The 26,591-nt window shown below is 51.7% G+C and carries 22 protein-coding genes; 14 read left to right on the forward strand and 8 right to left on the reverse strand.

The genetic code is table 11. The features are described from left to right. The first annotated feature begins 2 nt into the window (after positions 1-2). Complete coding sequence (locus QU595_RS12980; protein WP_315922579.1) at positions 3-3,116, forward strand: efflux RND transporter permease subunit; 3,114 nt, start codon at positions 3-5, stop codon at positions 3,114-3,116. A gap of 56 nt (positions 3,117-3,172) precedes the next feature. Here QU595_RS12980 and QU595_RS12985 read toward each other — a convergent pair whose 3' ends face one another. Both QU595_RS12985 and QU595_RS12990 read right to left on the reverse strand, forming a co-directional pair. Then, complete coding sequence (locus tag QU595_RS12985; protein WP_315922581.1) at positions 3,173-3,523, reverse strand: septal ring lytic transglycosylase RlpA family protein; 351 nt, start codon at positions 3,521-3,523, stop codon at positions 3,173-3,175. 553 nt (positions 3,524-4,076) lie between these two features. After that, on the reverse strand, positions 4,077-4,514 hold the full coding sequence (locus QU595_RS12990) for a MucR family transcriptional regulator (protein WP_315922582.1): 438 nt from the start codon (positions 4,512-4,514) through the stop codon (positions 4,077-4,079). A gap of 257 nt (positions 4,515-4,771) precedes the next feature. On the opposite strand from QU595_RS12990, the gene QU595_RS12995 reads away from it, so the two are divergent. The 7 genes from QU595_RS12995 (at position 4,772) to QU595_RS13025 (ending at position 12,929) form a co-directional block, all read left to right on the forward strand. Next, entirely contained in the window at positions 4,772-5,656 is an 885-nt protein-coding gene (locus QU595_RS12995; protein WP_315922585.1) for a patatin-like phospholipase family protein, read from the forward strand. A gap of 151 nt (positions 5,657-5,807) precedes the next feature. Beyond that, positions 5,808-7,412 carry a CTP synthase gene (locus QU595_RS13000; RefSeq protein ID WP_315922587.1) on the forward strand — a complete coding sequence of 535 codons (1,605 nt, stop codon included), beginning with the start codon at positions 5,808-5,810 and terminating at the stop codon, positions 7,410-7,412. Between the two features lie 202 nt (positions 7,413-7,614). Further along, entirely contained in the window at positions 7,615-9,723 is a 2,109-nt protein-coding gene (ligA, locus tag QU595_RS13005; protein WP_315922589.1) for an NAD-dependent DNA ligase LigA, read from the forward strand. 125 nt (positions 9,724-9,848) lie between these two features. Continuing rightward, positions 9,849-10,589, forward strand: a complete 741-nt coding sequence (locus QU595_RS13010) for a hypothetical protein (protein WP_315922591.1) — start codon at positions 9,849-9,851, stop codon at positions 10,587-10,589. 187 nt (positions 10,590-10,776) lie between these two features. Next, positions 10,777-11,268, forward strand: a complete 492-nt coding sequence (locus tag QU595_RS13015) for a hypothetical protein (protein WP_315922593.1) — start codon at positions 10,777-10,779, stop codon at positions 11,266-11,268. Positions 11,269-11,377: 109 nt separating this feature from the next. Further along, positions 11,378-12,223, forward strand: a complete 846-nt coding sequence (locus QU595_RS13020; RefSeq protein ID WP_315922595.1) for a hypothetical protein — start codon at positions 11,378-11,380, stop codon at positions 12,221-12,223. Between the two features lie 61 nt (positions 12,224-12,284). Continuing rightward, positions 12,285-12,929, forward strand: coding sequence for a hypothetical protein (locus QU595_RS13025; protein ID WP_315922597.1), 645 nt, complete (start codon positions 12,285-12,287; stop codon positions 12,927-12,929). Here QU595_RS13025 and QU595_RS13030 read toward each other — a convergent pair. From QU595_RS13030 to argS, 3 genes are all read right to left on the reverse strand, one after another. Then, on the reverse strand, positions 12,926-14,458 hold the full coding sequence (locus tag QU595_RS13030) for a hypothetical protein (RefSeq protein WP_315922598.1): 1,533 nt from the start codon (positions 14,456-14,458) through the stop codon (positions 12,926-12,928). The two genes, QU595_RS13025 and QU595_RS13030, sit on opposite strands and share 4 nt — an antisense overlap. Before the next feature lie 3 nt (positions 14,459-14,461). Further along, positions 14,462-14,785 (reverse strand): hypothetical protein, encoded by a 324-nt coding sequence (locus tag QU595_RS13035; RefSeq protein WP_315922600.1) that lies wholly within the window; start codon positions 14,783-14,785, stop codon positions 14,462-14,464. 367 nt (positions 14,786-15,152) lie between these two features. Continuing rightward, complete coding sequence (gene argS / locus QU595_RS13040) at positions 15,153-16,841, reverse strand: arginine--tRNA ligase (protein WP_315922602.1); 1,689 nt, start codon at positions 16,839-16,841, stop codon at positions 15,153-15,155. A gap of 295 nt (positions 16,842-17,136) precedes the next feature. Between argS and QU595_RS13045 the strand changes: the two genes are divergently transcribed. From QU595_RS13045 to QU595_RS13060, 4 genes are all read left to right on the forward strand, one after another. Continuing rightward, positions 17,137-18,162, forward strand: coding sequence for a DNA polymerase beta superfamily protein (locus tag QU595_RS13045; RefSeq protein WP_315922604.1), 1,026 nt, complete (start codon positions 17,137-17,139; stop codon positions 18,160-18,162). Positions 18,163-18,220: 58 nt separating this feature from the next. Continuing rightward, complete coding sequence (locus QU595_RS13050) at positions 18,221-19,321, forward strand: hypothetical protein (protein ID WP_315922606.1); 1,101 nt, start codon at positions 18,221-18,223, stop codon at positions 19,319-19,321. A gap of 278 nt (positions 19,322-19,599) precedes the next feature. Continuing rightward, a complete protein-coding gene (galE, locus tag QU595_RS13055) occupies positions 19,600-20,586 on the forward strand; it encodes a UDP-glucose 4-epimerase GalE (protein WP_315922608.1) in 987 nt (328 codons plus the stop codon). A 17-nt stretch (positions 20,587-20,603) separates the two neighbouring features. Beyond that, a complete protein-coding gene (locus QU595_RS13060) occupies positions 20,604-20,765 on the forward strand; it encodes a hypothetical protein (protein WP_315922610.1) in 162 nt (53 codons plus the stop codon). Positions 20,766-20,775: 10 nt separating this feature from the next. On the opposite strand, the gene QU595_RS13065 is transcribed toward QU595_RS13060, so the two are convergent. Next, positions 20,776-21,192, reverse strand: a complete 417-nt coding sequence (locus QU595_RS13065) for a cyclic-phosphate processing receiver domain-containing protein (protein ID WP_315922613.1) — start codon at positions 21,190-21,192, stop codon at positions 20,776-20,778. Positions 21,193-21,412: 220 nt separating this feature from the next. On the opposite strand from QU595_RS13065, the gene QU595_RS13070 reads away from it, so the two are divergent. Both QU595_RS13070 and QU595_RS13075 read left to right on the forward strand, forming a co-directional pair. Further along, positions 21,413-22,300: a hypothetical protein gene (locus tag QU595_RS13070; protein ID WP_315922615.1), complete on the forward strand. Its 888-nt coding sequence runs from the start codon at positions 21,413-21,415 to the stop codon at positions 22,298-22,300. Positions 22,301-22,315: 15 nt separating this feature from the next. Beyond that, complete coding sequence (locus tag QU595_RS13075) at positions 22,316-24,076, forward strand: LPD1 domain-containing protein (RefSeq protein ID WP_315922617.1); 1,761 nt, start codon at positions 22,316-22,318, stop codon at positions 24,074-24,076. 69 nt (positions 24,077-24,145) lie between these two features. Here the strand turns inward: QU595_RS13075 and ftsH are convergent, their stop codons facing one another. Further along, the gene (ftsH, locus tag QU595_RS13080) at positions 24,146-25,981 is read right to left on the reverse strand and encodes an ATP-dependent zinc metalloprotease FtsH (RefSeq protein ID WP_315922619.1); all 1,836 of its coding nucleotides are present in this window, start codon (positions 25,979-25,981) and stop codon (positions 24,146-24,148) included. Between the two features lie 125 nt (positions 25,982-26,106). Then, entirely contained in the window at positions 26,107-26,565 is a 459-nt protein-coding gene (locus QU595_RS13085) for a hypothetical protein (protein WP_315922621.1), read from the reverse strand. Positions 26,566-26,591 lie beyond the last annotated feature (26 nt).

A 26,591-nucleotide genomic window follows, 5' to 3' on the forward strand; every position in this document is an offset into this window, starting at 1 on the left:
CGATGTTTCTGACGAAAATCAGTGTCAAACACCCAGTTTTTGCGGCCATGATGATGATGTTCATCGTCATCATTGGTGTTTTCTCGTTCAAGAAGCTTGGCGTAGACCAATATCCAAAGATCGACATCCCCGTTGTCGTCGTAATCACGACCTATCCTGGAGCCTCTCCAGACACCGTTGAAACGGACGTCACTCGACGGATCGAAGAAACGCTGAACAGCATTAGCGGCATGGATGAGCTGACCTCCACCTCATACGAGGGACGCTCCGTCGTCGTCGCCCAGTTCAAGCTCGAAATCGATGGGATGCTGGCGGCACAGGATGTCCGTGACAAGGTTTCGTCCATCGAGCAATTGCTTCCGGATGGCGTAGACAAGCCAAGAGTGGTCAGGTTCAATCCGACCGACAAGCCAATCATTTCGGTGGCTTTGAGTTCGGAGACTGTCCCTCTCCCTGAGCTTACGGAAATTGCCGATCAGAAAATCGTTAAGCGCCTGAACGTCGTCTCCGGCGTTGGGCAGGCGACGGTTGTTGGTGGCCAAGGTCGTCAGTTCGAAATCCTGCTCAACCGACACGACATCGAAGCCCTTGGCCTCAGTGTCGATCAGGTGATTACCTCGATCAGTCAGCAGAACCAGAAATTCCCTTCAGGCACGATCAAGACGAAGCTCACGGAAACGACACTGCAGGTCGATGGCCGTGTTGAACAGCCCCGCGATTTTATGGACCTCGTCGTCGCCAAGAAGGGCGATCTGCCGATTTACGTCCGTGACATCGCAACCTTCAACGATGGTGCTGCCGACGCTGAGAGCCGTGCCCTCCTAAACGGCCAGCCTGCTGTTTCCATCGACATTGTCAAAAGCCAGGAAGCCAACACCGTAGAGGTTGCCACGGCCGTCAAAAAAGTCGTCGAAACCTTGAACAAGGAATATGCCGACAGCGGTCTCACGTTGCGGATCATTGCCGACAACTCCCTATCCATCGAAGAGTCAGTCGAGCAAGTTCAGTCGACCCTCGTAGAAGGAGCGTTGCTGGCTGTTGCGATTGTCTTCGTATTCCTCGGTTCATGGCGCAGCACCGTCATCACGGGCCTTACCTTGCCGATCTCCATAATCGGCACCTTTGCCGTGATCCAGATGCTTGGCTTCACGCTCAACACCATGTCCTTGCTGGCTTTGACGCTCTCCATCGGCATTCTGGTCGACGACGCGATTGTTGTTCGCGAGAACATCACCCGCCACCTTCATATGGGCAAGAACCACTTCCAGGCGGCACTCGATGGCACGAACGAAATCGGCATCGCTGTTTTGGCAACGACCGCAACCATCATCGCCGTCTTCCTACCTGTCGCGTTCATGGAAGGCATCGTAGGCCGCTTTTTCTTCCAGTTTGGCGTGACTGTCTCGGTCGCCGTGTTGATTTCGCTTTTCGTGAGCTTCACCCTCGATCCGATGCTGTCATCGGTCTGGTTTGATCCAGCCTCTCAGCCGAACGCAAAACGCGGCCCGATTGGACGCATCTTTGTGAAGTTTGAGCATGGCTTCGAACGCCTGACCAACCAGTATGTCCGCTTCATCAAATGGACGCTGATCCATCGCAAGAAGACGCTTTCCGGAACGATGATCGTGTTCGTTTCCAGCCTGTTCATGGTCAAACTTGTAGGCGTCGAATTTGCGCCAAAGGCCGATCAGGGCCGCTTCGAAGTAGCAGTAACTGGCCCGACAGGATCGTCGCTGGACTACACGACACTGAAAATCAAACAGGTCGAAAACGCCCTCAAGGAATTCCCTGAAATTGCCTCAACCTACTCGACGATCAACACGGGCGGCGCTTCTGGAAAGCACAAAGGCAAGGTGCAAGTGGAGCTGCTACCGTTCAAGGAACGCACCAGGTCGTCGTTCGACATCGAAGGTCCTGTCCGAAAGCGCCTTGCCCTCATTCCTGGTATTGAAAGCTCAGTGTCACAGGAAGGCGTTGGCGGACGTGGGAAGACGCTACAGATCAGTCTCCTCGGTGATGACGACAAGGTACTGGAGCGGATCGCAACAGGCCTCATCGACAAAATGGGCAAGATCGACGGCATAATTGAGGTCGAATCGTCTGCTGAGACGACCTCGGATGCACTCTCGATAAAGCTGCGCCACGACCGAGCTGCAGACCTCGGCGTCAATCTGGCAAAGGTTGCTGGAACGATCCCGCCATTGGTCAAGGGTGAAGACGTAACCACTTGGACGGCCAACGATGGGGTTTCCTACGACATCGTCGTCCGTCTGCCGGAAAACCAGCGTTCCAATCTCGATGATGTCGCGAACATGCTTGTCGCCACCGACCGCAAGAATGAGGACGGCACGACGCAGATGGTTCGACTGAACCAGTTTGCCGACATCGTGATGAGTAAGAACCCAATGGAAATCCGCCGCTCTGATCTCGCTCGCGAGGTGAAGATTTCAGCGAACGTAACAGGGCGACCACTCGGCGAAGTCACGACCGAAATTCAGAAGATGCTTGCGGACGAAAAGCTCCCTGTCGGATACCGTCATTCATTCGGCGGCGAAGCCAAGAACATGGCCAACACAGTAGGTCCGATGCTGACCGCGCTCACTATGGCGATTGTCTTCATCTACATCGTGCTCGCTTCGCAGTTTGGAAGCTTTGTCCAACCGCTGGCAATCATGGCTGCACTTCCGCTGTCTCTTATTGGTGTAATCCTGGGACTCCTCGCATCAGGGAGCACGTTCAATATGTTCTCCTTAATTGGGTTCATCATGTTGATGGGACTGGTGACGAAGAACGGCATCCTTCTCATCGATTTTGCCAATCAGGAAACACGTCGAGGGACGTCATTCGTCGACGCACTCGTCAAATCTGGATCGGTTCGCTTCCGACCAATCATCATGACCACGCTAGCAATGATTTTCGGCATGATACCGCTGGCGATGGCCATGGCAGGCGGAGGCGCACAGCGCGCTCCGATGGCTCATGCTGTGATTGGCGGCCTGATCAGCTCGACAATTCTGACACTGATCGTCGTTCCAGTGATTGCATCTTATCTTGACCAGTTGTCGACCTGGGTGAAATCGTACTTTAAACATCCAGATCAGGAAGCGCACGGATAATAAGAAAGGCCCCGAGAAATCGGGGCCTTGTTCATTGACTGACAAAAATCGAGATCTTATTTAACGATTTTAAGGCGGACAGTTGAGACGCCTGAATTGATCAAACCGATCCTGTTTGCAGCACCGCGCGACAAATCAATAATGCGATTCTTCGAGAATGGACCGCGATCATTGATACGAACGACCACAGCCTGGCCAGTTCTTACATTTTCAACACGAACTTTGGTGCCAAACGGCAGACTACGATGGGCGGCCGTTAATCCGTCAGGATTAAATCTCTCACCGTTGGCGGTACGAGAACAGCACTTATACCAAGAAGCCTTCCCAGAAGACAAAACCTCACCAGCGAAAGCGTTCGCGGGCAACAATAAAGCGCAGGCTAAAACCACCTTGGATAGATGTCTCATATATTCTCCTAATTAAAGCTATGATTTTAATTTAAGCTGAAAATGGAGACTCTACAACAATTCCAAGGATTTTAATGGGGAAACTGCTTTTATATCTTGATCGGCTTAAACCTTTAAATCAGCCATCAGATTGCCAATATTATAAGTTATTTAAATGACTTAGATGCGTTTTTGCCACTAAGTCCAAAAACCGATGATAAACTGAAACACGGTTTAATTATCCGTGAGTAATGGAGCTATCAGTAGAATGAGCAGGATACAGAAACCGAGAGTTTGTTCTCGATGTCAACGCCAAATCCCGAAGGCGGCAATCCAATGCGTTTGGTGCGAAAACGCAGACCCCTCAACAATTTATCGTATCAGATCCGGTTCTGCACTTATAGCAGCACACGGCTTTTATCGATGAAAGACAACGAAGGCGTTAAGCGAGCAGGTGACAAAATATAACAGGCGAGGCCATAATGTGATCGCTCTCGTCCTAAAAGAGTTAAGGGGAGCGCCTCTGGGCACCCCCCTTAATAGTAGTTTTCTAAATCGTCTTTTAGACAGCTTCTTAGGCTGCCGCTCTCGGCTTGCGTCCCAGACCCATCGTCTTTGCCAAATCCGAACGGGCAGCAGCGTAGCTGGGGGCGACCATCGGATAATCACGTGGCAACTTCCAGTGATCACGATACTGCTCGGGCGTTACCCCGTGATGGGTCATGAGGTGGCGCTTGAGAGACTTATAGGCCTTCCCGCATTCCAAGCAGGTGATTTCATCGTTCGTCACGGACTTCTTGATCGGAACGGCAGGCTTTCTCTCTTCAACCTCTTGAGCCTTGAAATTGCCAGACGGACCCAATCCTGTAAGGGCAATATGAATGTCAGCAATAAGCCTCGGAAGCTCTCCTGATGGAACAGGATTGTTTGACACGTAAGCGCTTACGACATCCGCCGTGAGGTGAACGATAGCTTCACTTTCCTGCGCATGCACAGTATGGTCTTCAGTCATTTTATATCCCTGTTTGAAGGCAGAGCCGAAGCTCCAAACAGTTTCCCCATATAGCCATGCCGGAAATAAAATCAACTAGCAGATTATAAAATCATGCTCGTTTCTATTGCCTGGCCCCTTTCGTCGATTGGACCCCATTGAAACATTCATAGAGAAAGTAGGAATATATATCTTGGATGAATTAGACATTGTATCGCCGTGGTATCGGAGCCTCGGATTTTTCTAACAATTTGAGCTATCAAAAAGGGCCTTGACGAATGAATCTCAATGTATTCCCACCCATCGTTACGTCCCCTAGCATAGGCGTTGCCTTCGGAGGTGGAGGAGCGAGAGGTTTTGCCCATATTAATGTGATTGAAGCACTTGATGAACTGGGTGTCAGACCATCATTACTGATCGGCACATCCATCGGATCAGTTATGGGCGCTGCTTATGCCTCAGGGATGTCTGGCAAAGAGCTAAAAGAATATGCAATCGATTCAATATCCAGCAGACGAAGCCTTTATGCTAGATTCTGGAGAACAAGATCAGGCAATCTCTGGGACTTAATGTCAAAGGGGCCGCAATCTGTTATGAAATTCAACATAGAGCGCCTACTTGAGGGTTTTCTGCCTTCTTCGATACCGAATCAATTTGAACAGCTGCGCATACCATTCAAGGCGATAGCGACCGATTTTTACGGAGAATGCGACCATGTCATGACCTCGGGTCACCTTCTCTCGGCATTGGCCGCTTCTTCGTGCATTCCAACTGTGTTTGCACCAGTTTTCCGCGATAATTGCACGTTGATTGATGGTGGTACGACCAACCCTGTGCCATTCGAATACCTCAGGGGCGAGGTTGATATCGTTATTGGTGTAGATATCGTTGGCACAACCAAAACGTTAAATCCGGTGAAGTCGACCATCGAGACCGCTTACGGAGCCAGTCAGATTTTTCAAAAGACGCTGATTGATATGAAAACGGCAATACACAGGCCAGATCTCATCCTCAAGCCGGACGTCAGCCACTTCCGTACGATGGAGTTCATGCGTGCACGCGAAATTATCGATGCTACGGCATACATAAAGGAAGAAACAAAGCGACTTGTAGACAATTTGATTTCAAATTACGAGCAAAATTCAACCAGCGTCTTGATCTGATCCTCCAGCCCGATCAAGCGCCTCCGACTGCTTCAAGCAGTTGAAAATGTCGTCTCCATAAATAGTCGATATTTTCAAGCATTTGCCGTTGCGGTTTTCTGCCCAATGGCCGACCATTTTTTATATCAGGTCAGTATAAGAAAGCCAGTTCATGACTAAGTATGCATTTGTTACGGGTGGCGTTGTGTCTTCGCTCGGTAAAGGTGTCGCATCAGCCGCATTGGCAGCCCTTCTTCAAGCGCGCGGATATTCCGTGCAAGTCAAGAAACTGGACCCTTATCTCAATTTCGATGCAGGAATGATGTCGTCGTCTGAGCATGGCGAAGTGTTTGTAACCGACGATGGCTGCGAAACCGATCTCGACCTCGGTCACTATGAGCGTTTCACGGGGCGTTCGGCTTCACGTGCCAACAGCACAACGTCTGGACGCATCTATCAGCAGATTATCGAAAAGGAACGGCGAGGTGATTACAATGGTTCTACCGTTCAGGTGATTCCTCACGTCACGAACGAGATCAAGGAATTCATCCTTTCCAACAACGAAGAGTCCGATTTCGTAATTTGCGAAATCGGTGGGACAGTGGGCGACATCGAAGCGATGCCCTTCATTGAGAGCATTCGCCAGCTTAGAAATGATCTGCCCAGAGGCGATGCAATTTACATCCACCTGACACTGTTGCCCTATATCGCTTCTGCAGGTGAGCTGAAAACGAAGCCGACCCAACATTCAGTCAAGGAATTACGCTCCTTGGGTATCTCGCCAGATATCCTGCTGGTGCGTTCTGACCGCCGCATTGATGAAGATGAACGCCGCAAACTGGCGACCTTCTGCAACGTCCGCGATAGCGCGGTTATCGAAGCGCTCGACGTTTCCAGCATCTACGATATCCCACTGAGCTACAGCCATGCAGGCCTTGATCGCGAAGTGCTGGCCGCATTCGGCATTGATCCCGCACCTCAATTGAAGGTCGACACTTGGAAAGACATTTCGAACCGCATCCACAACCCTCGGTACGACATCACTATCGCAGTGATCGGCAAGCCTACGCTCAAGGACGCCTACAAGTCCCTCAGTGAAGCGCTCATCCATGGCGGCATAGCCAATCGTCTCAAAACAACCATCCACTGGGTCGATCCTGAAGAGATCGAAAAGATTGGCATCAACCATATCGGTGAGGTCGACGGGATTCTTGTCCCAGGCGGATTCGGATCTCGGGGCAAGGAGGGCAAGCTTGCGGCGATCAAGCTGGCGCGCGAACGCGGCATCCCCTTCCTTGGCATTTGTTTCGGGCTTCAATTTGCCTGCCTCGAAGCAGTACAAAGCACAGGCATTGTTGACGCTTCGTCTGAGGAATTCGGCTCGACCGAGTTTCCGGTCATCCATGCCATTGGAAAGATCGACAGCAGATTCAAAGAGTCAAAAGGAACGAAAAAACCATCGAAGGCCTCTCTGCGGCTTGGCGCTGCTGATGTCCACCTCAAAGAAGGCAGCAAAGTCGCAGGCATCTACGGCAGCGAAGTCATATCAGAGCGACATCGCCATCGCTATATGTTCAACCAGGCCTATCTCAAGGAACTGGAGAATGCTGGCCTGTTCGTCACAGGATATGCTGAAGACGGAAAATATGTCGAGGCGGTCGAACGAAAGGACCATCCTTGGTTTGTGGCGGTTCAATATCATCCAGAATTGAAATCTCGCCCCTTCGATCCGCATCCCCTTTTCTGCGGATTTATCAAAGCGTCAGCAACTTCATAGATCGCAATTGATCAATAAAAGCGAATGAGGCGCTTTTTGCGCCTCATTTATTTTGTAAAACAAAAAATGTTTGAATGCACAACAAAATGCTGGATAAACATGCAGGAAAATGTTACCCACAAAGCAATTCCAGCGCTAATAGAATAGATATTTGGGACTTCCCATCCCAATTTTCTCCCGCGCTTCAAAAAAGAGGAAATTCATGACAGCTCAAATCGCCATCGATGCACTGACTGAAGAGCAGGCCGGACAAGAATTGAAGCGGCTGGCCGCAGAATTAGCCGCTCACAACATCGCCTACCACACCAACGACGCTCCTAAAGTTTCGGATGCCGAATATGATGCCTTCAAGCGTCGCAACATCGCGATTGAGACGAAGTTTCCTCATCTCAAACTCCCTGAATCCCCCACAGACGCTGTTGGTGCACAGCCTTCCGGGAAATTCCGCAACATTACCCATGCCCGTCCAATGCTTTCGCTGGATAACGCCTTCACCGAAGAAGACGTCTACGACTTCATGGCTCGCGTGCGCCGTCAGCTGGACATTTCTGATGACACTCCGCTGCGTTGGACGGCCGAACCAAAGATCGACGGTCTTTCCCTTTCCATCCGCTACGAAAATGGCGAGCTGGCTTACGCGGCAACCCGTGGCGACGGAACAATCGGTGAAGATGTCACTGCCAACGCCAAAATGATCAAGGATATCCCTCACAAGCTTCCTGCTGGCGTGCCCGCCATCGTCGAGGTTCGTGGCGAGGTCTATATGGCCAAGAGTGATTTCCTTGCACTCAATGAAGCGGCCGCCAAAGCCAATCGCGACCTCTATGCCAATCCGCGCAATGCGGCTGCTGGATCGCTTCGTCAGCTCAATGCCAATGTCACGCGCGAACGTAATCTGAGTTTCTTTGCTTACGCCTGGGGTGAACTATCCGAGCAGGTTGCAGATGCACAGTCGGCTGTGGTCAACCTGTTCGCAACCTGGGGATTCAAAGTGAACCCTCTGATGATTTCCACTGACAATCCACAGGAAGTCATCGAGCATTTCAACAAGATCGGCCTTGAACGCTCCAGCCTGCCCTACGACATTGACGGCGTTGTCTACAAGGTCGATGACCTTGCCACACAGAAACGCCTCGGCTTTGTATCTCGCTCGCCGCGTTGGGCTATCGCCCACAAGTTCCCAGCCGAACAGGCAATCACCACCCTTCTCGGCATCGACATTCAGGTCGGCCGCACAGGCGCTCTTACCCCTGTTGCACGTTTGGAACCTGTCAACGTCGGTGGTGTCGTCGTCTCCAACACAACGCTACACAATGCCGACGAAATCGCCCGCCTTGGCCTCAAGATCGGTGATCGTGTCGTTGTTCAGCGTGCAGGCGACGTCGTGCCGCAGCTCGTTTCGGTTGCTTCCAGCCCAGAGAACGCTGTTCCCTTCTCGTTCCCGACCGTTTGTCCATGCAAACTTCAGACAGCTGTTGTGACGGAAATCACCGCAACCGGTGAAGAGAGCGCAGTTCGTCGTTGCTCAGGCGACTTTATCTGCCCGTCCCAGCGCAAGGAGCATCTCAAATTCTTCGTTTCGCGTGATGCGTTTGACATTGAAGGCCTCGGCGACAAGCAGATCGAAGCCTTCTTCAATGACGACGCGCTGCCTATCAACACGCCTGAGGACATCTTCACCCTCGCTACACGTAATACCGAAAGCCTGCAGAAGCTGGAGAACCGTGAAGGCTATGGCAAGACATCCGTGAAGAAGCTCTTCGAGGCCATCGAAGCCAAGCGGACAATCCCCTTGCAGCGTGTCATCTATGCGCTCGGCATCCGTCATGTAGGACAGAGCACCTCAAAGGCGCTCGCTCGTCACTATGGTGACTGGGAGCAGTTCCGTGCCAACGCTCAAGCCGTAGCTGATGGCGATCAGAAGGCTATCGCTGAACTGACCGAACTCAACGATATCGGCACGGCAGTAGTTGAATCGCTGGCGAAGTTCTTTGCAGGTGCCGAAACTGCAGCCATGGCTGACAATCTGGTGAAGCACCTCAACGTCGAAGCCTCCAGGCCCGTTGAGACAATCAGTTCTTCGATTACGGGGCTGACAGTCGTCTTTACCGGATCGCTCGTTCGCCTCACACGCGACAGCGCCAAAGAAATGGCAGAGCGCTATGGTGCAAAGGTTGGATCGTCCGTCTCTGCAAAGACCGACATCCTGGTCGCAGGACCTGGTGCAGGTAGCAAACTGAAGAAAGCTACCGATCTCGGAGTGAAGGTCATCGACGAAGAAGAATGGTTTAAACTGGTCGGTGAAGAGTAATTTCGCCAAAAAGAAAGGGGCGAAATGCCCCTCTATTTCATGTATTCCACAACAAAGATAGTTGACTATTCTTCTTTTTAAATATTTGTTGGGCAACAACGCTAATGGCGTGGAGAGGTTTTCTTATGGCCACAGATATAAATTTCATCCGTTCCGCACTCGAACAAGTGCGTTTGAATTCTTCTGACCGTGTCGCACCTGAAAAGGGCCAGAAGACGAAAGAGGTGCTCAGCAATCTGGTTCTCGCAAACGGTGCAACTCTGCGGAAAGTGATTGATGATGTCATCGCCGCTCAGAAGAAAATCAAAATCAACGACTTTCCAAGAGAGCACGCTATTTTTGAGAAGCTGTACAAGATCGGCTCAGAGGCAAACAAGAAGGCTGCATACGCTACCAGTTCCAAGAAGGGCGAGCTGCAAAATATGCTGTCCGTCATTCTAATTGCGATGTCTTCCATCGAAGACGAAGCGACCATCGCCATCAAACGAATCGATAAAGCGTTGGCAAAGCAGGCCAGGCCGAGCTGGAACGAAGCCATCCAGTCGATGTTTGCGCAGGCAGACAGCCCGTCTACGCCTCCAGCAGATCAGATTAAAGCAATCCAGACGGCAACTGGTCTCACACCCGTATGGGATGAAGACGAGGACAAGCTCCTTCCCATGGCGTGCTGCTCAAATCAGGAATGGGGCCTTCTCTACTCCATCGACGGATTGCGGCGCATCGCATTCTTTCCATTCAACTCCGATCTCAACCGAATTTCGGATTGGTGCGATGACAGAAGGAATGAACTGGAAAAAGAAGGTTCAAAATTCCTGCATTTTGCTGTTGTTGACCCCCTCGGTTCCTGTGTATGGAAGCGAAGTTAAATAATTCCAAGCAATTTGAGTAATTAGCCTGATTGGATTGAATTCCAGTCAGGCTTATCCCTTCTGGGATAGCCCGATTTTCACTTATATCCTGGCCGTTTGCGCATTTGTTTTTGGAATTGGCACATGGTCTAAAAGCTTCATCAACAAGCGCGGCACGAACCGCCGAATTACAGGAGAAGCTCAAATGACCACCACCAACATCACCACCCTGACCCCTGCCTCCAACCTCAATCCTTCCTTCTTCCATGGCTGGACTTTCATCAGCTTCGAAGAGAATTATGCTGACGACGCTCTCCCCTTCCAGACCTTCGCTGATTTTGATGGCCCCACGGTTCTTTTCAACCCGAGCTACGTCTCTCGAAGCGACCTGGAAAAGCCCTTCGCCGCGATGATCTGGGTTCCTCTCGTTCTGCAGGGCTTTGCAACCAGCATTCTCACCGAGGCAATGGACTCCGAGGACGACATCGGCGCTTTCACGGCTCCGCGCTGGGAGCAGTTTCGTGAGGCTTTCTGCCAGTACACGAAGATGGAATGGGAAGATGTTGTCGCTCGCACGGAAGAATTCGGCATCGATTACATGGCAGAGTACGCAATCGAAGCTTTGTTCATCGAAAGCGGTATCCACGAAATGATCGTCGCCCGAAAGGAAGGTAACGCTACCCTGCGTGTCGCTTAAATAGGACACCATCTATATTGCATTCGGGACCGAATGAGATAAACACATCTCATCGTACTCTGCAGCTCAAGCCGCCAGGTCCCGAATGCACCCTTTCAAAAGCAGGTCCATGAAGACAATCCCCTATGGTAATTTGCCAAGGGGACAATTCGTGGAATTGAACGGCGTCTTGCGCTGGGATGGAGAGCTTTTCTGGTCTTCATCTCATGGCAAGGCGACTGCTCTTTGGATCGCAGGCCATATGGTGGAGGCTTATAACGTTCTCCTCCCAAACAACGAACGTATCGAAGAAGTTACTCCTGCTGATTTGTTCGGCCGCCTCTGGCGAATAAAAAACAAAGACGGAAGCTACACAGTCGGAAGACTGAAAATTTTCGGCTCTGAAATCTCGTTCCAACCAGCAGAGCAAGAAACCTCCTATAGGACCTGGCAGAAGCCAAGCCTCCCAGACACGATCCTATCCTCCGCACGCCTAAAAGAAGCGGCCCAGACACGATCATTTGCCGAACAGCTATATGGAGCACTCTGCAACGTCGGATGGCACGACACCAAAAAGCGGACGGCCGAGATTTTGTCCTCATGGTCCATGGCAGCGGACGTAGTTGCCCATCTGAGAGGAAAGAACGAAAACACACTCGATTTCCTCTTCGGCGGAGGAGAAGAGGTGGTGACGGATCAGGTTTTGGAGGCCATGAAGGCTGAAGGCCTGCAACCGATCTATCCTCCTGCTCCTGCTAAAGACCCAAGAGAGCAGGCGTTGGAACTGTTGGCCGAGGTAGAACAACAGTATCCCGAAAAGACCCCCTTCTGGTATACGTTCTACATAACAGGCTACACGACGGACGACACCCCAGAGGGAAGAGTTCACAAAGCGGCATTTGCAGGCCGCATGACCATCGATGAATGGTGGAAGTTTTGGGAACTTTTTAGCTCCGAACCCTATCTGCAAGATTAAAGCATTGAATTATATTCAGCTATTACATTAAAATTGGCCCTCAATACGGAAGGCCAATATAATGACTGACGATCTGGATTTAAACATCTCTGTGACATCTCTTTCAGGCGCAACTCGCGCCAAAAGAAGATTTGACGCGGTTCTTACTATTGAAGACCCATTATTCCGCAACGGTCTTCGCTTTCACAAGAAGCCGCATCCTGACCAATTGGTGCTGATGTTTGAGGATGTGGACACTTATCAAAGCACGGTCGCGATGCCCGCTATACAGCACGTTGAAGCCGCCATCAGCTTCGGACGCGAACATGCTGGTGGAAAGCTCCTGGTTCATTGCAAGGCAGGTGTAGCTCGTTCAACCGCCTTGGCGCTGGCTATCATCGCTGATCGACTTGGCGAAGGGAATGAAGCGGCGGCTGTACGGTATCTCCTTAAGATCCGCAAAGAGTCGGCTCCCAATCTCTTCCTGCTGGATATGATCGACGACTACCTTGAACGTGGCGGTAAATTGAAAGCCGCCTGGATGTCCGTGGAAAACGCCAGCGCTCATTACGCAGAGCATCGCAAGCTGAAGAGAGAGATGCTGGAGAAAAATCCGGCCCTTTATAGAGAGCCGTTCCATTGCCTGTCATACAGCGCTTGGCGTTATCGCCCCAATACGCTCATTCGCGAGGGCGTCATCGAGCCTACTGCGGCTCCGAGACCCTAGAGACGAGGTGAAGGCAACGACTCTCCAAACTGGACAAAATCATTTTCCAGATCGGATGCATGCCTTCCCTTAATGCGAGTAGCTAATCGATCTCTGTCTATGACAGATTTCTTCGTCACCTCATTGGCCGTGTTCGACAGCGCATATAAATGCCCTGCCTCTTCATCGAATACGCCCTTGAGGTCGTCAGGGACGTTATAACCCTCATAGAGAGCCAAACGGGCACTGGCATTTTCATTCAACGAGAACTCACTCACCAACTGCTGGATTTCAAAGCGATACCGATCTTCGACTGCCTGCCTCTGATCAGGGTCCATGCTCGCAAAGCTGATGCCGATGTTCTTGGCCACGAGCGCTGCGGACTTCATCTCGCGTTCGTTAGCGACATCACGCCCATCTTCAGAGCCAAAACGGCTAGCAGGCAATGCCACCTTCTTTGCGATCTTTGTCGCAACCGTGATGATGTCTCTCATTGATGCATCATGCGGGACGTCAGCCGCAAAAGCCGCGCGCAAAGCCTTATGCGTCGCCTGTGCGAGCACACCGTCCTTGAGCGTGCCAGGTGTCGTATGGAAACGGCTCTGGCCGTAGTGCAGTGAAGCCTCCTTGAGATCGGCCATCTCCGCGATAACAGTGCTTCGACCACCATCACGAAGGAACAAAAGCGCAGCCGTTGCATCTGCAAAGCAAGCAGCGATATGGCGGGCACGAGGAGAGCTTTCTACGTCCGCCTGCAGTCCTTCAGAGGCACCAAGACAGTTGTGAGCCAGGCCGAGTGCAATGGTGCGGGCTGCGCAGAACTTGCGCGTCTCATCGAGGTCCATACTCACCAGTGGGAATGCTCGACTGCCCATTGATGCGATTTCACGTCCATAGGCCGAAGGCCCCACAAACGGGGAGTATGGCAGAATGAAATTCAGCGAGATTTCCTTGTTGCCAGTGATCTCTTCCGTCACGCGGCTGCAATAAGGTTTGAAACCAGCACGCAGGAGGACGGTCAGGTCATTCAAGCTTCTGATTGAGCCTTCCACGTCTGCAGGCAACGAGCTGTCACGAAGCGATGATGTTTCCCAATTGGAACGAGCGACCGCCTGAACGTCAATGACGTTCAATGCAACACCTCGGCGGGCCGCCTCGTCCGTGAAGGCCCCAAGCGCCCAATTCAAATGGTCGTCCTCACTGACTGGAGCACGCTCAATCGACACCCCCGTCCCAGGAGAAACGACTGCGGATTTAGAACGAGCCAAAAGCTTGGCGAGCATGCGTGCAGTAATGTCGGTACGGCTACCCATCATTATGATGCGGTGAGAGCCTTCCATGATCACGTCCAGAACGCTCTCACGCAGATGCATCTCAGCTTTGCCAAAATCGTCAAAGTGGAGACGTCCAACAACATCCCCGCCCATCGCAGGCTTGATATCGCCCTTGAAGGTGACATCGAGCACAGTACCATCGCGCTGAACAACGACGTATTGATCGTCATCCCGCTTGGCGCGAACGGTTCCTACAATGACCTCACCTTCTTTCATCTCTTATGCTCCAAAACTCATGCCAAGCGTGCGAGGAAGTGCGTCAACCTGGTATTCCTCAGCCTGAATTTCGCCTCCAACGAATTCGCGCAGCATAAATGGGCCAGTCGAACACGATTGCTCGTAATCCTCCGCCGACATCCCGTCTTTTACGCCGTATCTGTCTCCATCAGTGCTAGTAAGGAAAAATCCATCGTCATCGAATCCGACATTCTCGAATTTCGTTCCGCGAAGTCGTTCTGGCAGGTCAAGAATACAGACGGTGGCGTCTTTGCCGATCACGACAAGGGCGGCGTCCAGTATATTTTCAGATGCATTTTGGGTCATTTCATTCTCCGGAATTCTGCAAGGTCGATCTTCTCACCATGGCCAGCAAGCAACCACCAACATTTTTAGCCGCCCAGAACCCTGAAAATTTGTTTTTCAATTATAATTGGAGGGATATTGCCATTAAACTACGGATTAAATCGGGGCCTGTAAAGCAATTGACGCCTAAGCTGAACCAGCGCACAATAATGTTCATGGGCATCAACTCCATCCAATGGCGCGAGCTACGAGGAGCCGAATAAGTCCCGAACCCCAGCCCTTGAGAGCTGGGGTTTTTCGTTTCTGGTGATCAGTAGAAATTTCACTGAAACCACGATTTTCACCAACCAGTGAAATAGCCCGTTTCAGTGAAATTGAGAGTTCAACTTCACATCCGCTCAGGAACTTCGATGCCGAGCAGATAGAGGCATTCGGACAAGACGACCTCTACGAACTGGCAGATCGCCAACCGCGATGCGTTGACCTTCCCATCGAATACGACCTGGCATTCGGAGTAGAAGCGGCTGAACGCCTGGGCGACCGAGAATGCAAACTCAGCAACCTCTTTCGGCTGATAACGGTCTGCGGCCGCCTGCAGGGCCATTGGAAGGCTAATGCAAGTCAGCAACAATTGCCGCTCGGCCTCGTGCTCGACATTGATCTTTCCCGTGTTGCCTTCAGATGGCAGGGCAGACGCCTTGGCTACGACACTGCGGATACGAGCGCACGCATACTGGAGGTACGGCCCCGTCTTTCCTTCAGGCGCGGTCATCCGCTCGGGATCAAAGATGTAGCCCGAGATACGATCAGTCGACAGATCGGCGAACTTCAGGGCACCAATGGCGATCTTCTCCGCAATCTCCTGATTGCCGTCGCTGACACGAGCCTTCGCCTGCTCAACGGTAGAAGCAAGCAGATCGGTCAGCTTTGCAACTCCGCCATCGCGCGTCTTGAATGGCTTGCCGTCCTTGCCATTAACGGTTCCAAAGGCGACGTGCGCCAATTCGGCTCCATGATCAAAGCCCGCCTTCCGCGCCACTTCGAAAACCGACTGCAAATGCTGTTCCTGCCGTTGGTCGACGACATAGAGAATCTTCGACGCGCCCATCCCTTTAGTACGCTGCACGACAGTCGCTAGATCGGTTGCCCCATAGAGGGCTGCGCCATCGGACTTCTGCACGATCAGTGGCGGCTGGCCTTCAGCGACATCAACGACAAGCGCACCATCGCTAACCCGCGACAGTCCCTTTGCCTCCAGCTCTACAAGCATGGCTGGCAACGCATCATTCACATCCGACTCACCTAGCATCAGATCGAAGTGTGCCTGAAGCTTTGTGATGTCGCCAGAGATCGAAGACAGCGAGACTTCCCGCATCTCCTTCCAGACTGCCAGCAGATAGGGGTCGCCAGCTTGAAGTTTTTGAGTGAGGTTCCGGGCGCTTGCCAGAACCGCCCCGTCCTCCTTGGTCGCCTTGCTGGCAGTCCGGTACATTTCTTCGAGCACATGGACGTCAAATTCGGGAACAGCTTCAGCCGCCCAATCGTCCGGGTACTGCTGAATGATCTGATGCAGAAGCATGCCCATCTGCAGACCCCAGTCGCCCCAGTGGATGTCTGATACCACGTCATAGCCAACCGCTTTCAGAATCCGCCGCAGGCTTTCGCCAATAACGAACGACCGCAGATGACCGACGTGAAGAGGCTTGGCGACGTTTGGGCCACCGAAGTCGATGACAACCAGCTGATCAGGCGCGACCTTCTCAATACCAAGGTCGACTGATGCCCGCATGTTAAGTACCTGCTCCTCAACGAACCAGGATGCCAGCTTCAGATTGATGAAGCCTGGACCACCAACTGATACGTCAGCAAACATCGGATCAGACTTGATCTCGCTCACGATGAGGTCCGCCAGCTCACGCGGCTTCATGCCAGCAGATGCTGCAACCGACATGACGTCATTGCACTGATAGTCGAAGCCAGGAGTACGGTTGGGCTTGAGAACCGGAGTAATCGCTACTGAAGCACATTTGGAAAAGGCAACTGCAATTGGAGCAGCCGCAAGCTGTAAGAAGTTCATGATGTTTTCCTTTGATAAATAGATGCGTGAATCCGAACGGCGGAGCGGATGCTCAACGTCGTCTTCGCCTCAACACAAAAATCTTCAAAGGGTTCAACATGACAATTCCTTGGTTGTTAGGCCCTGAATATCAGATGATAGCGAGCGCATCAATATATTATTTTTATCTCCCAATTCCGTCCTCCACAAAGGCCGACATTAATCGGCGAAATATTGACATAGCAAGAATCCGAATTATGTAGATTTACATTTTCTTTGTTTTTTGATTTATTGCGGGCATCGTTAGGAGTTTATCGTGCCGCAGAAATTTTTGGTTAGAGTCACCCATGGATCGCATTTGTTCGGAACCAACACCGAGACGTCCGATATGGACATCAAGTCGGTAGTGCAGCCGAGCGTCGAACAAATTCTTCTGGGCAAGGTCAATTGGTCGAAGGCCGTTGGCGCTGATGACACTCGCGCAAACACAAAGGATGATGTCGACGACGAAAGACACGATCTTCTGCGCTACATGCAATTGCTGACAACTGGGCAGCCGATGGCGCTCGAAATCCTGTTTGCGCCCGATCAGTTCCATATTGGCGACACCCATCCAGTTTGGCGTGAGCTGCAAGCCAATTCTGACCTGCTTGTCTCGCGCAAGTCGCAGAAGTTTCTTGGCTATTGCCGTCAACAGGCCATGTCTCACGGTCTCAAGGGAGAGCGTCTGGACGCGGCCCAAAAGGTGCAGGTCATCCTTGACCGACTGGTAAAGGAAGAGGGACCACGCAAGGTGCTCGGTGCCTATCTCCATATGATCGTCGCTGAAGTGAAATCACCTCATGTGTCTGAAGTGTTCCGAAAGACCGTCGACGGCAAGGAATTGAGCCATCTGAAGATCTCAAACAAGCTTGCTGCGGCGACCATCGAATTGAAGGACGCAAAGGATATCTGCGATAACGTCGTTCAAAACTACGGTCGCCGTGCTCGCATGGCTCAGGAAGGCCAGGGCAAGGACTGGAAGGCTCTCAGCCACGCATTGCGTATCGGCTACGAAGCCCTTGAACTCTTCGAGACGTCCTTCATCACCTTCCCTCGTCCGGAAGCTGCTTATCTACTCGAAGTGAAACAGGGCAAGGTCGACCCCGATGTCGTCGGGAACGAAATTGAAGACCTTCTCTATAAGGTGGAAGAAGCGTCTGAAAATTCGTCTTTACCCGAAGAAGCCGACGTCGAGTTCATGAACGAGATGGTCATCAAGAACTACGGCGAAGCAGTCTTCGAGGCCTACTCGGTTAATCGTGAAAACACCGAAGAAGACGCACTGTTGCCTACTGTTTGAAACTTTCTTGAAGAGCAGTGATTTTAGAAAAGGATCGCTGCTCTTTTGGATATCAATAATGCGCATTAGGAAGCCGAGTTTTCATCTGGATTCGTTTCGAAATATTCCACGTATTTTCGAGAACGATATCGCTATTTGTCTATCATCGCCTGCAGTTCAAGACATCTTGAAGGAGGCATCAAAGAAGCATTTCGCGCCCGCATTCCAGAATGACAGAAGCCAGTTTAGCAAATCGCTCGCCGATCAGGTTGCATCCACTTTCTTTAAAACCGCCGACAAAGAGATAGCGTTATCCCATATTAAGCCCACATCAGCGTCGGAGGAATTACGATCTGAGTGGAAGGCAGAGATAAAAAACAGCCGAGCCTTTCATCTGGTCAATGACGCAATGGTCGACATTCTCCGCCAGCTTCATCCTGAAAGATCCGTCAACGAAATTTCTGAGATGACATCGGAAGCAATTTCCGACGCGACCATAGAAGCGGGCAGGTCTCACGACCTCAGTCGACCGATTGATGCGGTCAGAGGCATCAACACCGTTTGCGCATATGTGCCCCTGCCCGAGGGGCAGACAGATCCGACCGAGGTATGTACAGCATTCTGGTCAGAACGGAGCAGCTCGACGACGATCAAGCCAAGCGGAGCGTTTCTGGAGTTTCTGAAGCTGACCAACATATCAACTGACGAATGGAAGTCCGCCGTCCTCGAAATTCATGACCTCGATTTAGGCGGGGAACTGGATGACGACGCATTCACATTCGAAATCGAGCGAAAACAGACATGGGAGACGGTCCAACAGGCAGCCGACGACACTAGGCCGTCGCTAATCGACGTCGAGGAACTGGTTTACGCCATCGACAATTGCCCGTTTGGCTTCACCCCTCTGGTGTCCTTCAGTATGCCCATTGAGGAGATCGTTCATAGGGATTGGAACACACCAATCAAGGTAACAGGCGGCATTCTTGGCCTTCATGACTTCATCAACGGGAGCGGCGATCCATTGCGGTTTGAAGGCGAGATCGAACTGTCACCGACGATTTCGAACATGATGGCTGCAGGCGCACGGGCGAACGACATTGCCTCGGTGCACGGCTTTGTAGATCAAAGCTTCAAATCACTTGTTGAAGACATCACGCCTGAGCGTGGCTTGACCATGTGATGATGACTGCCCCTGCTTATGGCTTCGGGGCAACAGCCGCTCCTGATCGCTATCAAAATAGCTCTGCCTATTTTACATCTCGAAGATATTCAGCCATCGATCCATCTATTTCGGCCGATTTCGGGCTGCGCAGATATTTCTGTTCCATGGCATTTTCCTCAATTCTCCGCCAATAATAAAAGGTCGAGAAAATCCAGAACCTCAATGCGAAATAAATCGGTGGCGTAATCGTTGCGGACATATTATCTTTATAACGAATTGAAAGACACGGTGATTCAATGACTATTCTTGTGACGGGTGGAGCAGGATACATCGGCAGTCATGTCGTTCTTGAACTCATCAATTCAGGCCAAGAAGTAGTGATCCTGGATGATTTATCTGTCGGCCGCAGATCAGCCCTTGATAACGACGTGATGCTCTATATGGGCGACATAGGAGACACCGGGCTTGTGACCCGGATCATCGAAGCGCATGACATAAAGGCCGTCATTCATCTGGCCGCCGTGACTTCAGTCCCCTACTCCATCGCCAACCCTGAGCAGACCTATCTAACCAATACCGTCAAGTCGCAAGCACTGCTCGAAGCCGCACTCCAGGCTGGCGTCTGCAGGTTCGTCTTCTCTTCCGTTTCGGCGGTGTACGGAGAACCAAAGACAGACAGAGTTCGGGAAGACCATCCACTGGCTCCAAACACGCCGTACGGCGATTCCAAAGCCTCATTCGAAGCCATTCTGGCCGACGCACAGAAGCGATACAACTTCACCTACGCTATCGTCAGATGCTTCAACGTCGCTGGCGTGGACAAGGAGCAACGTGTGCCGCAATGGCCTGACAGCCCTACCCACCTTGTGAAGCTTGCAGCCATGGCAGGGATTGGGATCACCGACAGCATCCAGATCAACGGTTTCGACTACGAGACACCTGACGGCACCTGCGTCCGTGACTACATTCACGTCACAGATGCCGCCCATGGACACATCCTCGCGCTCCAGCGCCTGCAGCAAGGCAAGCCATCAATCACCATCAACCTCGGATCAGGCGTTGGCACCTCGGTAAAAGAAGTCGTCGAAATTGCCCATAGAATCGGAGGGAATGACTTCAAAATTATCGAAGGAGAAAGGCGCGAGGGCGATCCAGCCATAATTGTTGCGGATACCACCCTTGCGGAAAACGAACTTCGGTGGAAACCGCAATATTCAAATATTGAAGAAATTATCCAATCTGCTATAGAGTGGGAAAAATCGTGCACGGCGCACCGTTTTTAAATATGAAACGAGATGAAATGTTTGACGAATCCCCGAAGCGAAAAGCTACGGACACCTGGAACATAGCGATCAAGGCCACTATAGGCATGTTACTTGTGATTGGCACGATGGCTCTATGTGCCACATCTTCAAAAGAAAACAACGAAATTCCAGCCGCTCCGGTGGCCGCCCCTGAATAGGAGCGGATTTTCACTTAGGTGAATTAGAAGGCCATTCCTTCTGCCCTAGATAGCCCTCAAGCAACATGATGATGTTTCGGCGTCCGACAGGATTTGCCGAATGAACCTCAAAGGCAAAGTCTTCAGGCATCGCACCAGTATCAAGATCGATATCAATCAAATACTTGGCGACATCAACACCCGTTTCTTTGCTCGCGATGTCGTGGTCGAATGAAACGAAGGTTGGAAAGCCCAATGCGTTGATTGCTTCGATGGCTTCCTGATAATTCTTCGCAATCACCCAGCCTCCAAGATGCTGCAAGAACGGCGGGTTCTTCGGTAGTCCTGCTCGCATTCGCCAGCCAGGATTTTCAACGGAGATATCCGGCCTGCGTGCATCGTCAGCATCGTCGTCAAGATAAAGACGCCAAGCAGTATTTGCTGTCATTCTCAACTTCCTTTAATTCGAGCAAGCCCTTTTTATCACATCGCGAACTGAATTTCACGCAGAGATTTCCTTGTGAAAAGCTACCACACGAGCAAGCATTATCGAAATAAACAGATAACAGATTGGCATTATCATGAATTTCGCCGGATGCTCCAAATTCGTTTTCTCAGACCTCGTCGTTTTACGTCAAAAACCCAACGGAGAATGGGAAGGATCATATGTGGAAGGCGATGCTGTTCAATATTCGGATGAACAGCTGAATAACGCCATTTGCATAGTTCCAGAAAACGAAGAAGGCATAGGCATGTGGGCGGTTCGTGACCCGTTCCGCAATGAAGCGATCCGCTATTCCATTAACTTCGATGAGAAAGTCGTCCACATCGAGGGCGGCTCACGTCCAATGCCGCTGGAGGAATTCAAGAAGTCAGCTATCCGCGTCACCGACGACGGCAAGTCACTCTGTTCATTCATGCAGACTTTGAATGACCAATATGCTGCCTGCCACGGCGTCGCAGGTGCCGAGATGCACATCATGGACATCGGCATGACTGCCCAGCAATTGCGCGATTCAGACAAGGTCGAAGACAAATACAATGTCGGCATGTTCGACATCGTAACGAGCGATCTTCGTGACGGCCTGTCCTTTATGGACCTCATGGCCAAGATTAATGCCAAAAACGCTCCGACTTACGAGAGCCTCGGCCTCAAGGACCTCTACTCCGACCATCATGAAGGAGAATGGTTCGAAATAAGAGAGCATCCTCAGTTCATGGTCGAACAAATTCGCGCGCTATTCGGCTCTTATATGGACAATCTTCTGGATGGCTTTCCGATTGAACGCGTCTCGTGCCTACAACTACCTGCAGGTCAACCTCTGGCTATGTTTATCGAAGAGCATGCCGACCTGGTCTCACAAGACGCACCTTTTGAAGGGGGAAACATCATTCCTGGATACAGGACATCTCCTGTCGGCCACTACCGTGGATACAACAACGAGAAGGATGAGCATTTCGATGTCATCGTCTTCTCAGACTTCATGGGCACCTACGCCTACGCATGGCCGACTCCTGAAGAGCTGAAACTTCAAAACAGAGCGCCAGGAATGTGATAGGAGGAGTCAGTCATGTCTGAACCCACAAAACCGAACAAAATCGAAGATGCTGGCGAATTCATTGCGGGTGCCCGCAAGGACTGGCACATCAACGCAATGTCGCGAGCTGACGTCGAGTCCATGACTGACGAAGAAGTCGTTCTCCACGTCAAGAAAGATAACATTTGGCCAAAGCCTGACTACGAACAGCTGGTCGAGAACGGCATGGAGCCAAAGGCGGCGGCGCTGGTTAAGATCATACGCGACCAGATGGCCCAACAGCCTCGGACTTGGCACGGTGTCGAACCTATGGCTGGGCGCAAAGCTTTTGTAGATTTGGTTGGCCTTGTGAGAGACATGGCGGTGGCATGCAAAACCACTCAGGATGTTTTAGATATCCATCGGCGATATGAAGCCCACGCCAAGGAAAACAGCCTCGGCAATGCAAAATGGGTGATTTACAAGACCACAAGCACCCCACTCTCTTTGAGCTTATCGGACGTAATCAAAGCGGAGGACATGATCAAGGCAGGTTTCCCAGCCAAGGAAAACGACTGGAAGCGCAACATGAAGGTCGTAAGGGGCTGGGGCGGCGGCTTCACTCTCTTGCGCTCGAAAAAGGTCCTGAAGAGCGGATTCGAAAGCGAAGATGCTGCATGGGAATGGGCAAAACAGAATACCACCAAGCGCGCTGTCAAGAAGGGCGACGAGAAGATTGAACCAAAGCGCCCTCACCTCGACAAGCTGGAACGTACAGGTCTTACTTACGACCGTGGTGGTCAAGACATTACGCCTGAGGATTTTCTGGAGACGTTCGGCTTCCGTGGCGTTCAGTTCGGAAATTGGCTCCCAAATGCTGAGCGCCAGCAGGTTCTGAACCTCGGCTACGAGGCATTGATGGACCTTGCTGAAGTCATGGGATGGGAACCAAAGGCACTCTCGCTCGATGGCACGCTTGGCCTGGCCTTCGGCGCACGTGGAAGCGGAAGATACGCCGCCCATTACGAGCCAGGTCAGCGCGTCATCAACATGACAAAACTCTCTGGAGCCGGATCTCTTGCTCATGAATTCGCACATGCGCTTGATCACTGGCTAGGCACGGGCACTCCAGCGCAAGTGCCAGGTGGTATTCCATCGGCGACTGGATGGAACATTCCTGGCATCGAGCCTAAGAGACTCATACCGCATCGCGCCGAGGCCATTGGCGACGCGTGTAGCAACACGATGAAGTCGTTCTATAAACGCCCTCTCACGAAAGAAGAGATAATTGAAAGGCTGACGACAAGCCTCCAAAATTACTCGAAAGAGATCGAGAAACACGAAACTTCGATCAAAAACATAATTGAAAATGGGCTTGAAAGAACGAACAAGAAGTACCTCAAGGAAGTCGGGCCATGGCTTGACGACAGAAGGGCGCGAGCTAAGCACGTCGAGGATATGATTGCCCGAGTAAATGACGGGCGCGTTACCGATTACGGAGAAGGCGACAGCAATTACTACGTCCAAGCCCAGAAACTATGTGGTTCGTCAGACTACTATAGACGCCCGAACGAACTCTTTGCTCGCGCCTTCGAGGCATGGGTATTCGATGAGATTCACGAGAGAGGCGGATGCTCAGACTACCTCGTTCACGGCGTGGAAGATGGCCGATACGCGAGCGACGACTACAAGGGCGATCCCTACCCGTCAGGCAGCGAGCGCACGACCATAAACGGGCACATGCGAACCATCGCAGAGGCGGTGAAGCCTGAGGCGGAACTCAATCTTGAGACTGGTCCCGCCCCTCGCATGTGAACTGACGAGACTTAACACAAAGAAGGGCGCTGAGAGTGATCTCAGCGCCCTTCCCGTTGCCCGAGATCCTCAGGCTGCGGAATCATTCACCACGCCAGTCACGATCTCTGTGACCTCCGTACCATCAAGCGTCTTTTTGTCCAAGAGCGCCTGCGTCAAACGATCCAGTGCGTCTCGATGGGTTTCCAGCAAGGTCTTGGCGCGAGCATATGCCTCATCGATCAGCTTGCGGATTTCCGGTTCTGCAGCCGCCGTAGGCTTGCCATTTTCGTCGACGGCACGAACCATGCCGATGACTTCGCTCATACCCCACTCGGTGACCATTTTCCTTGCCAGACTCGTGGCCTGATCAATATCGCCTGAAGCGCCCGTGGTGATGTTCTCCTTACCCAGAACAAGCTCTTCAGCAGCGCGACCTGCCATGGCGACGTCAAGATCGGCAAGGAGCTTGCTCAACGGCACCGAGAAACGGTCGCGCTCAGGTAGACGCATGACCAGACCAAGCGCCGCGCCTCGCGGAATGATCGTCGCCTGGTGAACACGATCAGACCCCTTGGTCAATGTGGCCACCACAGCGTGCCCCGCTTCATGGACCGCGATCAGCTTCTTTTCCTGTTCGTCCAAGATGAGCGACTTGCGCTGCAGTCCCATCAGGACCTTGTCACGTGCTTCCTCGAAATGCGCTGCGGTAATGACCGTCTTTTTGGCCCGAGCAGCGACAATGGCGGCTTCATTGACGAGGTTCTCAAGGTCAGCGCCCGAAAACCCAGGAGTGCCGCGCGCAACGACCATAAGATCGACATCGGAACCAATAGGCTTGCCCTTCACGTGGACTTCGAGAATTGCCTTACGACCATCCATATCCGAGTTGTTCACAAAGACATGGCGGTCGAAGCGGCCAGGACGCGTGAGTGCTGGGTCAAGCACATCGATACGGTTCGTAGCACCGATGACGACGATGCCATCACGAGGCTTGAAGCCATTCATTTCCGTTAGGAGCTGGTTGAGGGTCGTGTCCTGCTCGCGTCCGACATCACTGGAGCCGCCACCACGCTTCCGGGCGACGCTATCGATTTCATCGATGAAGATGATGCAAGGCGCATGTTTGCGCGCTTCCTTGAAAAGCTTGGCTACACGGTTGCGCCCGACGCCAACATACATCGCGGAAAAATCTGACCCCGTGACAGCGAAGAAATTCACTCCCGCTTCATTGGCCACAGCGCGTGCAAGCATGGTCTTGCCTGTTCCGGGAGGTCCAACCATCAAGACACCACGCGGAGGCTTTGCACCTGTCGCTTCATAGGCAGCCGGATTCGACAGAAAATCGCGGATTTCTTCCAACTCAAACTTGGTTTCGTCCTGCCCTGCAATGTCTGCGAAACGAATGGTGTTTTCCTTCGCAAGCTCTGGCCAGTTGGACATACTACCAGAGGCACTCCGCAGGAACACGAAGGCCACCAAACCCAAAAGCGTCAAGAATGCGATCTGGAGTGTTATGGCAACCACATAGCCAATAGTTTCACCAACCGACTTATCTTCAGGCCCAGGGAATGTCACATCTACGCCAGCATCCGCAAGATCCTTGGGAAAAGACGTCGAAAATAACCAACGGTCGTGATTAAGCTTATATTTCTGGCCATCACTACCCACCGCTTCAACCTTGCTGGCTTGGATTTTAGCAGTGCTAATTTTGTGGTCTTTGACCAGCTTCAGAAAATCGCTGTACCCAACTTCTTTAGCCTCAGCCTTGGAAAGATCGGCGACCTCAGCTGCATTGTCTCCAAAATAATGGCTGACGATTGACCCACCACAAATGCTGATAAATGCAGAGAGGACAAAAGCGAGCATTATGTTCCGAAAACCAATCTCTCGGATCACTTGGATAATCTTTTTAATTGTGTCCAAAATTCTCTCCTAAATTCGTCCCAGATATTGTCTCTGATAATAGGTTTCGGTCAACCTAATATCCACAGAGAATGGGTATTTATCGAATTTTAGAAGGGATAATCCGTTCTGGATAACGCGATTCTTTAATCGGAATACACCCGAATTTCGGGATCATTGTAATCAAAAGGAATAAGCAGGAAATCCTCGTCGCAACGGTTTAAATACCGAACCTCGATCTCGACCGCTGGAAGTTCGACCTCCAAGGCTACTCTCAGGCGATGATTGCCTTCCGCAACCCAGCTCCGGTTCTCGTCGACATGGATGATAATCCGCTGGCCGTCGCCACCAACAAAGCCGTCTTGCTGCATGCTCGCCTTCAGCGTCTCGTATTGTTCATCACCTGGGCCATAGCGATACAGATTGCCTTGCTCGATGCCCGATAGTTGAAATGGGTCGACACCTTTATGGTAAGCCACACAAGTCGCCTTGCCTTCACGAGCGAAGATGCGAAAACCATCTCCAGGCTTCCCATACGGATATTCGACTTTGAAAGGCTTGGGGGCTTCAATGGGCATCCGCCCAGCAGGCAAATCGAACTTCATGTCTATTCTCTAGGCTGGTCTCTGCT

Source organism: Mesorhizobium sp. SP-1A, assembly GCF_032460275.1.
Taxonomy (GTDB): Bacteria; Pseudomonadota; Alphaproteobacteria; order Rhizobiales; family Rhizobiaceae; genus Mesorhizobium.